This is a genomic window from Paracoccus sp. NFXS7, assembly GCF_040148865.1.
Classification (GTDB): Bacteria; Pseudomonadota; Alphaproteobacteria; order Rhodobacterales; family Rhodobacteraceae; genus Paracoccus; species Paracoccus marcusii.
In genome coordinates this window covers 12,975-25,819 of sequence record NZ_JAKEKV010000010.1, presented here as the reverse complement: position 1 = coordinate 25,819, position 12,845 = coordinate 12,975, and the positions used below count along the sequence as shown (strand labels likewise).

Sequence of the window (12,845 nt, the reverse complement as noted above, 5' to 3'; positions counted from 1 at the left end):
CGCACATGGACCCGAATCGTTCCTTTGGCGAAATGCCCCTGCCCCTGTTCAGCCCGGCCGCGGATGACGTGGTGCCGGCCACCAAGGCTGCTCCCTCCTATCTGGCCGATCACCGGGCACGGCTGCGCGAACGGTTCCTGCAGGGCGGCGCGACCGCGATGCCCGATTACGAGCTTTTGGAGCTGGTGCTGTTCCGCGCCATCCCGCGCCAGGACGTCAAACCGCTGGCCCGCCGCCTGATCGAGACCTTCGGCGATTTCAACCGCGTGGTCACCGCGCCGCCCGCCCGGCTGCAGGCGGTCGACGGTGTCGGACCCGCGGTCGTCACCGAGCTGAAGATCGTCGAGGCCGCGGCGCAGCGCATGGCCCGCGCCCGCATCATGCACCGCCCGGTCCTGTCCAGCTGGCAATCGCTGCTGGATTACTGCCACACCGCGATGGCGCATCGCGAGATCGAGCAGTTCCGCGTGCTGTATCTGGACCGCAAGAACGTCCTGATCGCGGACGAGGAGCAGTCGCGTGGCACGGTGGACCACGTCCCCGTCTATCCGCGCGAGATCATCCGCCGGGCGCTGGAGTTGAACGCCTCGGCGCTGATCCTGGTGCACAACCATCCCTCGGGCGATCCGACCCCCTCGGACAGCGACATCGCCATGACGGCACGCATCGGGCAGGCCGCGGAAAGCATGGGAATCACCATCCACGACCACCTGATCATCGGCAAGTCGCGCGAGCTGTCGTTCCGGTCCGAGGGCCTGCTCTGATCCCCGCGGGGGGTGCAGCATTTGTGCCCGATGCGTCGAATTGCAACGGCCCGCGACGGCTTATCATCTGGACTGACGAGGAATTGAGGGCTAGAACCGCCCCGCGAAGGCTGCGTTTCGGACGCGGCCCGGAATGTCGTATCGGCCTGCATTGACGGCCCGAATTGGAGTATGACCCGTGTCCCACGCAGATGACCACGTAGGCACCCGGAGGGATTTCCTCTATTATGCCACGGCGGGCGCAGGCACGGTGGCCGCCGGTGCCGCCGCCTGGACCCTTGTGAATCAGATGAACCCCTCGGCCGACGTGCAGGCGCTGGCCTCGATCCAGGTCGATGTCAGCGGCGTCGCCGCCGGGTCGCAGATCACCGTGCTGTTCCTGGGCAAGCCCGTGTTCATCCGCCGCCGGACCCCCGAGGAGATCGAGGCCGGACGTGCGGTCGAGCTGAGCGAGCTGCCCGACCAGAACGCCCAGAACCCCAATCTGGCCGACGGATCGCCCGCCACCGACGCGAACCGCGCGCTGGACGAGACCGGCGAATGGCTGGTCCAGATCGGCGTCTGCACCCATCTGGGCTGCGTGCCCATCGGTGACGGCGCGGGCGATTTCGGCGGCTGGTTCTGCCCCTGCCACGGCAGCCATTACGACACCGCAGGCCGCATCCGTCGCGGGCCCGCGCCGCAGAACATGCATATTCCGCTGGCGTCGTTCGTGAACGACACCACCATTCAGCTGGGTTAAGGAGGGTTATCATGGCCGGAATTCCGCACGACCATTACGAGCCCAAGTCGGGCTTCGAACGCTGGCTTCACCGCCGCCTGCCCGTCGCCGGCGTGCTTTACGACACGCTGATGATCCCCACGCCCAAGAACCTGAACTGGATGTGGATCTGGGGGATCGTGCTGGTCTTCTGCCTGGTGCTGCAGATCGTCACGGGCATCGTCCTGGTGATGCACTATACCCCGCATGTCGACATGGCCTTCGCCAGCGTCGAGCACATCATGCGCAACGTCAACGGCGGCTACATGCTGCGCTACATCCACATGAACGGCGCGTCGCTGTTCTTCGTGGCCGTGTACCTGCACATCTTCCGCGGCCTCTACTACGGCAGCTACAAGGCCCCGCGCGAGGTCACCTGGATCATCGGCATGCTGATCTACCTGCTGATGATGGCCACCGCCTTCATGGGCTACGTGCTGCCCTGGGGTCAGATGTCCTTCTGGGGCGCGACCGTGATCACCGGCCTGTTCGGCGCCATTCCGGGCGTGGGTGAAACGCTGCAGACCTGGCTGCTTGGCGGACCCGCGGTCGGCAACGCGACGCTGAACCGCTTCTTCTCGCTGCACTACCTGCTGCCCTTCATCATCGCGGGCCTGGTCATCGTCCACGTGTGGGCCTTCCACACCACGGGCAACAACAACCCGACCGGCATCGAGGTGCGTCGCACCAGCAAGGAGGAGGCCGCCAAGGACACCCTGCCCTTCTGGCCCTACTTCGTCATCAAGGACCTGTTCGCGCTGGCCGTCATCCTGGCCGTGTTCTTCGCGATCGTGGGCTTCATGCCCAACTACCTGGGCCACCCGGACAACTACATCGAGGCCAACGCGCTGGCCACGCCCGCGCATATCGTGCCCGAATGGTACTTCCTGCCCTTCTACGCGATCCTGCGCGCCTTCGACGCCGAGGTGTGGCTGGTCCAGCTGGTCCAGTTCGTGACCTTCGGCATCGTCGACGCCAAGTTCTTCGGCGTGCTGGCGATGTTCGGCGCCATCGTGGTGATGGGCCTGGCGCCCTGGCTGGACACCAGCCGCGTGCGCTCGGGCCGCTATCGTCCGCAGTTCAAGTGGTGGTTCTGGCTGCTGGCGGTCGACTTCGTCGTCCTGACCTGGGTCGGTGCCATGCCCACCGAGGGGCCCTATCCCTACATCGCGCTGGCTGCCGCGGCCTACTGGTTCGGCTACTTCCTGGTGATCCTGCCGCTGCTGGGCGTGATCGAGAAGCCGGAGCCCATGCCCGCCACGATCGAGGAAGACTTCAACGAACACTACGCGCCCAAGGTTGGTGGAACCAGCCTGACGCAGCCGGCCGAATGAGAGGACCAAGGATCATGCTGAAAGCACTAGCGATCGCCGCCGTCACGGCCCTTGGCCTGTCCGGACCGGCGATGGCCGCAGGCGAAGGCGGGCACATCGAGGATGTCGCCTTCCCGCACGAGGGTCCGTTCGGCGCATACGACCAGTTCCAGCTGCAGCGCGGGTTGCAGGTCTATACCGAGGTCTGCTCGGCCTGCCACGGCCTGAAATACGTCGCCATCCGCACCTTGGCGGATGAAGGCGGCCCCGGCCTGCCCGAGGATCAGGTCCGCGCCTATGCGGCCGAACTGTTGCCGGTCTTCGACGACGCGATCGGAGAGGAGCGTCCGCGCACCATCACCGATCACTTCCCGGCAACCTCGGGTGACGGCATGGGCCCGGACCTGTCGCTGATGGCCAAGGCCCGCGCGGGCTTTCACGGCCCCTTCGGCACCGGCCTCAGCCAGCTGGTCAACGGCATGGGCGGTCCGGAATACATCCACGCCCTGCTGACCAGCTATACCGGCGAGGACCAGGAACAGGCCGGCACGCTGCTGCACGGCAACACCGCCTTCCCCGGCGGCTGGATCAGCATGGCGGCTCCGCTGTCCGACGGTCAGGTCACCTACGAGGACGGCACCGAGGCGACCGTCGACCAGATGGCGATGGACATCGCGGCCTTCCTGATGTGGACCGCCGAGCCCAAGATGATGGACCGCAAGTCCGTGGGGCTGGTCGCGGTGCTGTTCCTAGTGCTGCTCAGCGCGCTGCTCTATGTCGTGAACAAGCGGCTGTGGGCGCCCCACAAGGGCAAGCTGCCCGCCTGATCCTGCACGACAGGTCGACATGACAGGACGCGCCCCGCAACGGGCGCGTCTTTTCACATCTGGACAAGGCCCGGCCCGCCCGGTCACATGGCCGCCAAACGGCGGAGGCGTGCATGGCAATCTGGAACCTGGGCTCGATCAACATCGACCATGTCTATCGGCTGGAGAGCCTGCCCAAGCCCGGAGAGACGTTGGCCTCGCGCGGCTATGCGCAGGGTTTGGGCGGCAAGGGCGCGAACCAGTCGGTCGCCGCGGTGCGCGCGGGCGCAGTCACGCATCACCTGGGCGCGATGGGCACGGGCGATGACTGGGTGCGGGACCGGCTGGCGCAGGCGGGCGTGGACATGGGCCATGTCGCCCGGCTTGCGGATCAGGCGACGGGCCACGCGATCATCCTGCTGGATGCCGATGCGGAAAACGCCATCGTCATCCACCCCGGCGCGAACCGTGCCATCGACGAGGATGCCCTGACGCAGGCCCTCTCCGCCCTGACCCCCGCTGATACGCTGCTGATCCAGAACGAGACGAACGGCCAGGTCGCCGCCGCCCGCGCGGCGCAGGAGCAGGGCGCGCGCGTGATCTATTCCGCCGCCCCCTTCGATCTGGACGCGGTGCGCGCGGTCCTGCCCCATGTGTCGATCCTGGCGATGAACGCCGGAGAGGCGGAGCAGCTGTTCGCGGGTGTCCCGGGCGATCTGCCCGTGCAGGGCCTGCTGATCACCCGCGGCGCGGAGGGTGCCGAATATCGCGACCTGACCACGGGCCAGGTGCATGAGCAGCCCTCGTTCCACGTGACGCCTGTGGACACGACCGGCGCGGGCGACACCTTCGCGGGCTATTTCGCGGCGGCGTTGGACGGCGGGGCGGATATTCCTGCCGCCCTACGGTTGGCCTCGGCCGCGGCGGCGGTCAAGGTCACGCGGGCGGGGGCGGGCGATGCCATCCCCACCCGCGCCGAAGTAGACGCGTTCCTGGCAGATCAGCCGATCTGACCACGCACCCCGCCGGTCTGCGCCCGGTCCATCAGCAGGTGGTCCAGGATCACGCAGGCCGCCATCGCCTCGGCCACCGGCACGGCACGAATGCCCACGCAGGGGTCGTGGCGGCCCTTGGTGATCACGTCGATCTCCTCTCCGCGCGCATTGATCGAGCGGCGGGGCGTGGTGATGGAACTGGTCGGCTTGATCGCGAAGCGCACCACGATGTCCTGACCCGTGGAGATTCCGCCCAGAATCCCGCCCGCATGGTTCGACAGGAACTCCGGCCCGTCCGGCCCCATGCGGATCTCGTCGGCATTGGCCACGCCGGTCAGCGCGGCGGAGCCCATGCCCTCGCCGATCTCCACGGCCTTCACGGCATTGATCGACATCATCGCGGCGGCCAGATCAGTGTCCAGCTTTGCATAGACCGGCGCGCCGAGGCCCGGCGGGCAGCCCTGGACGCAGACCTCGATGGCCGCGCCGACGCTGTTCTGATCCTTGCGGATGCCGTCCAGGTAATCGGACCAGGCCTGAACGGCACCCGCATCGGGCAGGAAGAACGGATTGTCGTTCACCGCGCCCAGGTCCAGTCGCGCGCGGTCCAGATGCATCGCCCCCATCTGCACCATGTAGCCGGTGATCCGCAGATCGGGCACCAACGCGCCCAGAACCGCCTGCGCGACCGCTCCGGCCGCAACCCGCGCCGCCGTCTCGCGCGCCGAAGACCGGCCCCCGCCGCGATAATCGCGCACCCCGTATTTCAGATGATAGGTGATGTCGGCATGCCCCGGGCGAAAGCTGGTCGCGATGTCGCCGTAATCCTTGGACCGCTGGTCGGTGTTCTCGATCATCAGTTGGATCGCGGTGCCGGTGGTGACGCCCTCGAAGACGCCGGACAGGATGCGCACCTGGTCGGGTTCGCGCCGCTGCGTGGTGTGCTTGGAGGTGCCGGGGCGGCGGCGGTCCATGAACCGCTGGATGTACTCCTCGCTCAGAGGCACGCCCGGCGGCACGCCGTCCACCGTCGCGCCCAGGGCGGGGCCGTGGCTTTCGCCCCAGGTGGTAAAGCGGAACTCGCGGCCGAAGGTGTTGTAGCTCATGGTCGCGTCTCCTCGGACAGGGCTTTCAATTCATAGATCAGGTCCAGCGCCTCGCGCGGGGACAGGGCGTCGGGATGGACCGCCTTCAGGCGATCATCCAGCGGGCGGGCCTTGGGCGCGGGCGGCGGGGCCGCGCGGAACAGCGGCAGGTCGTCGATCAGCGCCACGGGGCGCGCCGACTGACGCTCTCCGCTTTCCAGCGCGGTCAGGACGGTGCGGGCGCGTTCCACGACGGAGGCGGGCAGGCCCGCCAGCTTTGCCACCTGCACGCCATAGCTGCGGTCGGCCGCGCCCTTCCTGACCTCGTGCAGGAAGATCACCTCGCCCTGCCATTCGCGCACGGTGACGGTGGCGTTCTCGACGCCCTCCAGCTTGGCCGACAGCGCCGTCATCTCATGGTAATGCGTGGCGAACAGCGCCCGGCAGCGGTTGGCGGCATGCAGATGCTCCATCACCGCCCAGGCGATCGACAGCCCGTCCCAGGTCGAGGTGCCGCGCCCGATCTCGTCCAGAATCACCAGCGCGCGGTCATCGGCCTGGTTCAGGATCGCGGCCGTCTCGACCATCTCGACCATGAAGGTCGACCGCCCCCGCGCCAGATCGTCGGCGGCGCCCACGCGGGAAAACAGCTGGCTGACCAGCCCGATATGCGCCGCCCGCGCGGGGACAAAAGCCCCGGCCTGCGCCAGCACCGCGATCAGCGCGTTCTGGCGCAGGAAGGTCGACTTGCCCGCCATGTTCGGCCCTGTCAGCAACCAGATCGCGGGCGTGGCCCCGGTGGTCAGGTCGCAATCATTGGCGACGAAGCTTTCCGCCTTGCGGCGCAGCGCGCGTTCCACGACCGGATGGCGGCCCCCTTCGATGACGAAGGCGCGGCTGTCATCCACGCGCGGCCGGACCCAGCCCTCGCCCGAGGCCAGATCCGCGAAGGCGCAGGCCAGGTCGATCTCGGCCAGCGCGCGGGCCGCCTGCCCGATCCGTGCCGCCTGATCCAGGATCGCCGACCGCAGGCGGTCGAAGATGCCCCGCTCGATCTCCAGCGCGCGGTCGCGGGCGTTCAGGATGCGGGTCTCCAGCTCGCTGAGTTCGACCGTGGTGAAGCGGATCTGGTTCGCGGTGGTCTGGCGGTGGATGAAGGTCTGGTTCAGCGGCGCGGCCATCATGCGCTCGGCATGGGTGGTCGTCGTCTCGATGAAATAGCCCAGGACGTTGTTGTGCTTGATCTTCAGGCTGCCGACCCCGGCCAGGGCCGCGTAATCGGCCTGCATGCCGGCGATGACGCCGCGCCCCTCGTCGCGCAGCCGCCGGGTCTGGTCCAGATCGGCGTCATGCCCCTCGGCCACGAAGCCGCCATCCCGCGCCAGCAGAGGCGGCTCGGCCACCAGCGCATCATCCAGCAGGTCAACCAGCGTCTCATGCCCGACCAGATCGCCCGCCGCATCGCGCAGCACGGGCGGCGCATCACCGGGCAGGCGCACGGCGATGGCCGCGCCCTGCGTCAGCCCCGCCCGGATCGCGGCCAGATCGCGCGGGCCGCCCCGGTCCAGCGCCAGCCGCGACAGCGCCCGGTCCATGTCCGGCACCCGCGCCAGCGCGCCGCGCAGATCCGCCAGCAGCCGCGCATCCCCCGCCAGCGCCGCCACCGCATCATGGCGCGCCGCGATCAGGCCCAGATCGCGCGACGGCGCGCTGATCCGCCGCTCCAGCAGCCGCGCGCCCGGCGCGGTCACGGTGCGGTCGATGGCCGCCAGCAGCGAGCCCTCGCGCCCGCCCGACAGGGCCTGGGTCAGTTCCAGATTGCGCCGGGTCGCCGCGTCGATCTGCATCGCGCCGCCCGCGCGTTCGCGCACAGGCGGGCGCAGCAGCGGCAGGCGGCCCTTCTGCGTCATGTCCAGATAATCGACGATGGCCCCCATCGCGGCCAGTTCGGCGCGGGTGAAGCTGCCGAACCCGTCCAGCGTCTCGACCCGGTACAGCGCGCACAGCCGCCGCGTGCCCGCATTGCTGTCGAAGGCGCTGGCATGCAGGTCTGTCATCACCGCGCCCGCGTCACCGATCAGTTCCTCCAGCCCGGTGTCGCAGGCCAGCACCTCGCGCGGGGCCAGGCGCGCCAGTTCGGGGGCCAGACGCGGCAGGGGGCAATCCATCACCGAAAACGCGCCGGTCGAGATATCGACCCAAGCCAGCGCGCCCTCCTCGCGGACCACCACGAAGGCCGCCAGGTAATTGTGCCGCCGCGCCTCCAGCAGCGATTCCTCGGTCAGGGTGCCGGGCGTCACCAGCCGCACCACGTCGCGCGCCACGACCGATTTCGACCCGCGCTTCTTGGCCTCGGCGGGGTCCTCCATCTGTTCGGCAATGGCCACGCGGAACCCCTTGCGGATCAGCGTCAGCAGATAGCCCTCGGCCGCATGGACCGGCACGCCGCACATCGGGATGGGCTCACCCGCATGGGTGCCGCGTTTGGTCAGCGCGATGTCCAGCGCGGCGGCAGCGGCGACCGCGTCGTCGAAGAACATCTCGTAGAAATCGCCCATGCGATAGAACAGCAGCGCGCCGGGATTGGCCTCCCGGATCGCAAGATACTGCGCCATCATCGGCGTGGGCTGATCAGACATGTCCTTGGTCATGGGCGGTTTCTATCCGCTTGCGCGGGCGCGCGAAACCTCTACATTCGGGATCACCTCGGGGTGCCCCATGCGGGCTGAGACGCGACAGCGGACCCGTTGAACCTGATCCGGCTCACACCGGCGGAGGGAAGGTGCGCACCCCCTTCTTTTCGATCACCCGACAAGAGAGGCTGCCGATGAAATCCGTCCTGATCCCCGCTTTGCTGCTGGCCACCCCCGCCCTGGCCCAGGATCGCGTCCTGACCGTCTATGCCGGCGACAGCGTCACCAGCGAATGGGGCCCCGGCCCCGCCATCGAGGAGGGGTTCGAGGCGATCTGCGATTGCGACCTGCAATTCGTGACCGGCGACGTGCTGCCCCGCATCCTGATGGAGGGGGCGGGCACCCAGGCCGACATCGTCTTCGGCCTGAACACCGACATGACCGCGCGTGCCCGCGCATCGGGTCTGTTCGCGCCGCATGGGCAGGACACGTCCGACCTGTCGCTGCCCATCGCATGGGAGGACGACATCTTCCTGCCCTACAACTGGGGCGAGACGGCCTTCGTCTATGACAGCACCCGGCTGGAGAACCCGCCCGCCAGCTTTGCCGAACTGCTGGAGGCCGAGGATCTCAGCATCGTCATCCAGGACCCGCGCAGTTCGGTGTCGGGTCTGGCGATGCTGCTGTGGGTCAAGTCGGTCTATGGCGATCAGGCGGGCGAGGCCTGGGCGAAGCTGGCCCCCAAGGTGCTGACCGTCACCCGCGGCTGGTCTGAATCCTATGGCCTGTTCACCGACGGAGAGGCGGACATGGTCCTGTCCTACACCACCTCGCCCGCCTATCACATCGCCGCCGAGGAGGACGACACCAAGCGCGCCGCGATCTTCCCCGAGGGGCATTACTTCATGGCCGAACTGGTGGCCCAGGTCGCGGGCACCGATCAGCCCGAACTGGCGCAAGCCTTCATGGACTGGGTGCTGACCCCCGATTTCCAGGCGACGATCCCGCTGGCCAACTGGTCCCTGCCCGCGAAACTGCCTGAGGCCGACTGGCCGCAGGTGATGCGCGACCTGCCCCGCCCGGACAAGACCCTGTTCCTGTCCGAGGACGAGGCAGAGGCCCTGCGCGCCCCCGCCCTGGACGAATGGCAGCGGGCCTTCCGCTGAGCATCGGCCACGCCATCGCGGGCGCCCTTGCCGCGCTGATCCTGGGCACGTTGGCGGCGGTGGCCTGGGTCGCGGGCGGGCTGTCGGGCCTGACCGAATGGGATCTGCGCGCAGTCTGGTTCACCCTGTGGCAGGCGGCGCTGTCCGCGACCCTGTCGGCGGCGCTGGCCGTCCCGGTCGCGCGCGCGCTTGCGCGGCGGCGGTTCCGGGGGCGGGGGCTGCTGGTCACGCTGCTGGGGGCGCCCTTCATCCTGCCGGTGATCGTGGCGGTCCTGGGCCTGATCGCGATCTTTGGGCGCAACGGCGCGCTGAACGGCGGGCTGGAGGCCCTGGGCCTGCCCGTCGTCGGCATCTATGGCTGGCAGGGGGTGATCCTGGCGCATGTGTTCTTCAACCTGCCGCTGTCGGTGCGGCTGATCCTGCAGGGCTGGCAGGCGATTCCCGCGGAACGCTTCCGGCTGGCCGCATCCCTTGATTTCGCACCCCGCGACATCGCCCGCCACCTGGAACGCCCGATGCTGCGCGGCGTGCTGCCCGGCGTCTGGCTGGCGGTGTTCCTGGTCTGCCTGACCTCGTTCACGGTGGCCTTGGCCCTGGGCGGGGGGCCGCGCGCCACAACGGTGGAGCTGGCCATCTATCAGGCGTTCCGCTTTGATTTCGACCTGGGGCGCGCGGCGGCCCTGGGGATGGTGCAGATCGCCATCTGCATCGGGGCGGCGGCGCTGGCCGCCCGCGTTGCCGTTCCGGCGGGGTTCGGCGCAGGGCTGGACGCGGTGGGCGGGCCGCCCGCGCCCGGCGGCTGGCGGCGGCTGGCGGATGCAGCGGTGATCACGGCGGCGGCGGTGTTCCTGCTGGCGCCGCTGATCTCGGTCGCGGCCACGGGCCTGCCGCGCCTGACCGGCCTGCCGCCCGAGGTCTGGGATGCTGCCCTGCGTTCCATCGCAATGGCGGTGACGTCGGCCCTGCTGTCGTCTGGGGCGGCGCTGGCACTGGCACTGACCATCGCCCGCGGCGGAGCCCGTTGGGTCGAGGCCGCAGGCATGCTGCCGCTGATCGCCTCTCCACTGGTGCTGGGCACGGGGCTGTTCATCCTGCTGCGCGGCACGGTCACGCCCCAGCAGATGGCCCTGCCGGTCACGGCGCTGATCAACGCGGCGATGGCCCTGCCCTTCGCCCTGCGCGCGCTGATCCCGGCGGCGCGGGCGCTGGAACAGGATTACGGCCAGCTTGCCGCATCGCTGGACCTGCGGGGCTGGGCACGGCTGCGCCTCCTGGTGCTGCCCCGTCTGGCGCGCCCCTTGGGCTTTGGCGCCGGACTGGCGGCGGCGCTGGCCATGGGCGATCTGGGCGTCATCACCCTGTTCGCAGGGGATCGCCCGACCCTGCCGCTGATGCTGTACCAGCTGATGAACGGCTATCGCATGGCCGATGCCGCGGCTTGCGCCCTGCTGCTGATGGGGCTCAGCCTGGGGCTGTTCTGGATGTTCGACATGGGAGGCCGACGTGACGCTTGAATTCCGCGACATCCTGCTGCGACAGGACGACTTCACGCTGACCGCGGACCTGACCGTGCCGCAGGGTCGCCATGCGGTGATCGGCGCGTCGGGGTCGGGCAAGTCGACCCTGCTGGCCTTGGTGGCGGGGTTTCTGGCCCCGACAAAGGGCCGGCTGATCTGGGACGGCCAAGATATCACCGACATGACGCCCGGCCAACGACCAGTGTCGATCCTGTTTCAACACCACAATTTGTTTCCTCATCTGACCGTGCAACAAAATGTAGGGATGGGACTGCGCCCGGATCTGCGTCTGGACCGGGATCAGCAGCGCCGCGTGACGCAAGTGCTGGATCATGTCGGTTTGTCAGGCACGCAGGATCGCCGCCCCGCAGCCCTGTCGGGTGGTCAGCAAAGCCGCGTCGCGCTGGCCCGGGTGCTGCTGCGGGCGCGGCCCCTGCTTCTTCTGGACGAACCCTTCGCGGCGCTAGGTCCGGCGCTGAAGTCGGAGATGCTGACCCTGCTGGCGCAGGTGGCGTCCGACACGACGGTGCTGATGGTGACCCATGATCCGGCCGATGCGCGGGCCTTTGCGCCCGACACCCTGCTGGTCGAGGATGGCGCGGTGCACGCCCCCCGCCCCACCGGGCCGCTGCTGGACAATCCGCCGCCGGGACTGCGCGCCTATCTGGGCTAGGCGATCCACAGGCGGATGATCCAGGCGACGGTGCCGATCACCGCCACGCTGGCCAGCCAGATCGCCACGAACCACGCCAGCCGCCGCAGGGATTGCGGCATCAGTGGTACCCCTCCTTGGGGTCCATCTTTCCGCGGAACACCCAATAGGAATAGGCGGTATAGGTCAGGATCACCGGGATCAGCACGGCCGCACCGACCAGCATGAAGATCTGGCTGTTGCGGGGGGCGGCGGCCTCCCAGATCGTGACCTCGACCGGGACGATGTAGGGGAACATCGAGATTCCCAGCCCGACGAAGCCCAGGATGAACATCCCCAGCGCGCAGAGGAACGGCCAGTAATCGTGATGACGCACCATCAGCGAGGTGAACATGCCGAAGGCCAGGCCCAGCACGGCAGCACCCACCCCCGCTGCCAGCACGATGTTCCAGCCGCCGAACCAGCGGCTGTAATAGCCGTCCTGCAGGAATGGCGTCCACAGGCTGACCACGCCCATGAAGATCACCGTGCCGACACCCAGCACCCAGGCCCGCTTGCGCATGCGTTCTTGCAGGGGGCCGGCGGTCTTCATCACCAACCATGTCGCGCCCAGAAGGGCGTATCCGACCATGACCGCGACGCCGACCATCAGCGTGAAGGGCGTCAGCCAGTCCCACCAGCCGCCGGAATATTCGCGCGCGGCCTTGTCGACGTCGATGCCCTGCAGCAGCCCACCCAAGGTGATGCCCTGCGCCAGCGCGGCCACCGCCGATCCGCCGATGAAGGCCACGTCCCAGACCTTGCGCCAGCGCTTGGTGCGCCAGCGGAACTCGAACGCGACGCCGCGGAAGATCAGCGCCAGCAGCATCGCCATGATCGGCGCATACAGCGCCGGCAGGATCAGCGCATAGGCCAGCGGAAAGGCCGCGAACAGCCCGCCCCCGCCCAGGACCAGCCAGGTCTCGTTCCCGTCCCAGACCGGCGCAACCGAGTTCATCATGATGTCGCGGTCCTCGCCCTCGGGTTCGACCGCGAACAGCATGCCCAGGCCCAGGTCGAACCCGTCCAGCACGACATAGACCAGCACCGCAAAGGCGATGACGAAGGCCCAGATGACGGTCAGATCCAGCGAAACGCCTTCTGCGAGGGGCATG

General features: G+C 68.6%; 12 protein-coding genes and 1 riboswitch. Of the genes, 8 read left to right on the top strand and 4 right to left on the bottom strand.

Annotated elements, in window-relative coordinates; all coding sequences use genetic code 11:
- Nucleotides 1-5: 5 nt before the first annotated feature.
- From radC to LZ686_RS15340, 5 genes are all read left to right on the top strand, one after another.
- Entirely contained in the window at nucleotides 6-764 is a 759-nt protein-coding gene (radC, locus tag LZ686_RS15360; RefSeq protein ID WP_045982683.1) for a RadC family protein, read from the top strand.
- Between the two features lie 178 nt (nucleotides 765-942).
- On the top strand, nucleotides 943-1,506 hold the full coding sequence (gene petA, locus LZ686_RS15355) for a ubiquinol-cytochrome c reductase iron-sulfur subunit (RefSeq protein WP_045982684.1): 564 nt from the start codon (nucleotides 943-945) through the stop codon (nucleotides 1,504-1,506).
- A gap of 11 nt (nucleotides 1,507-1,517) precedes the next feature.
- Entirely contained in the window at nucleotides 1,518-2,858 is a 1,341-nt protein-coding gene (gene petB, locus LZ686_RS15350) for a cytochrome b (protein ID WP_045982685.1), read from the top strand.
- A 14-nt stretch (nucleotides 2,859-2,872) separates the two neighbouring features.
- On the top strand, nucleotides 2,873-3,664 hold the full coding sequence (locus LZ686_RS15345; RefSeq protein WP_046000445.1) for a cytochrome c1: 792 nt from the start codon (nucleotides 2,873-2,875) through the stop codon (nucleotides 3,662-3,664).
- A gap of 113 nt (nucleotides 3,665-3,777) precedes the next feature.
- Complete coding sequence (locus LZ686_RS15340) at nucleotides 3,778-4,656, top strand: ribokinase (RefSeq protein ID WP_349548362.1); 879 nt, start codon at nucleotides 3,778-3,780, stop codon at nucleotides 4,654-4,656.
- Here LZ686_RS15340 and aroC read toward each other — a convergent pair.
- Together aroC and mutS are read right to left on the bottom strand one after the other, a co-directional pair.
- On the bottom strand, nucleotides 4,644-5,744 hold the full coding sequence (aroC, locus tag LZ686_RS15335; RefSeq protein ID WP_349548361.1) for a chorismate synthase: 1,101 nt from the start codon (nucleotides 5,742-5,744) through the stop codon (nucleotides 4,644-4,646). The two genes, LZ686_RS15340 and aroC, sit on opposite strands and share 13 nt — an antisense overlap.
- The gene (gene mutS, locus LZ686_RS15330) at nucleotides 5,741-8,362 is read right to left on the bottom strand and encodes a DNA mismatch repair protein MutS (RefSeq protein WP_349548415.1); all 2,622 of its coding nucleotides are present in this window, start codon (nucleotides 8,360-8,362) and stop codon (nucleotides 5,741-5,743) included. Before mutS ends, aroC begins: the two co-directional genes overlap by 4 nt.
- 58 nt (nucleotides 8,363-8,420) lie before the next feature.
- A riboswitch (TPP riboswitch) is annotated at nucleotides 8,421-8,520 on the top strand.
- Nucleotides 8,521-8,550: 30 nt separating this feature from the next.
- On the opposite strand from mutS, the gene LZ686_RS15325 reads away from it, so the two are divergent.
- Genes LZ686_RS15325 through LZ686_RS15315 form a run of 3 tightly spaced genes read left to right on the top strand, consistent with a single transcriptional unit; the run spans nucleotide 8,551 to nucleotide 11,712 of the window.
- A complete protein-coding gene (locus tag LZ686_RS15325) occupies nucleotides 8,551-9,522 on the top strand; it encodes a thiamine ABC transporter substrate-binding protein (RefSeq protein WP_349548360.1) in 972 nt (323 codons plus the stop codon).
- On the top strand, nucleotides 9,501-11,036 hold the full coding sequence (locus LZ686_RS15320; RefSeq protein ID WP_349548359.1) for an ABC transporter permease family protein: 1,536 nt from the start codon (nucleotides 9,501-9,503) through the stop codon (nucleotides 11,034-11,036). The genes LZ686_RS15325 and LZ686_RS15320 overlap by 22 nt, the downstream gene beginning before the upstream one ends.
- On the top strand, nucleotides 11,026-11,712 hold the full coding sequence (locus tag LZ686_RS15315; protein ID WP_349548358.1) for a thiamine ABC transporter ATP-binding protein: 687 nt from the start codon (nucleotides 11,026-11,028) through the stop codon (nucleotides 11,710-11,712). The genes LZ686_RS15320 and LZ686_RS15315 overlap by 11 nt, the downstream gene beginning before the upstream one ends.
- Here LZ686_RS15315 and LZ686_RS15310 read toward each other — a convergent pair.
- The gene (locus LZ686_RS15310) at nucleotides 11,709-11,813 is read right to left on the bottom strand and encodes a DUF2474 family protein (protein WP_139598676.1); all 105 of its coding nucleotides are present in this window, start codon (nucleotides 11,811-11,813) and stop codon (nucleotides 11,709-11,711) included. The genes LZ686_RS15315 and LZ686_RS15310 overlap by 4 nt on opposite strands.
- A complete protein-coding gene (gene cydB, locus LZ686_RS15305; RefSeq protein WP_127897492.1) occupies nucleotides 11,813-12,844 on the bottom strand; it encodes a cytochrome d ubiquinol oxidase subunit II in 1,032 nt (343 codons plus the stop codon). Before cydB ends, LZ686_RS15310 begins: the two co-directional genes overlap by 1 nt.
- Between the last annotated feature and the right edge of the window lies 1 nt (nucleotide 12,845).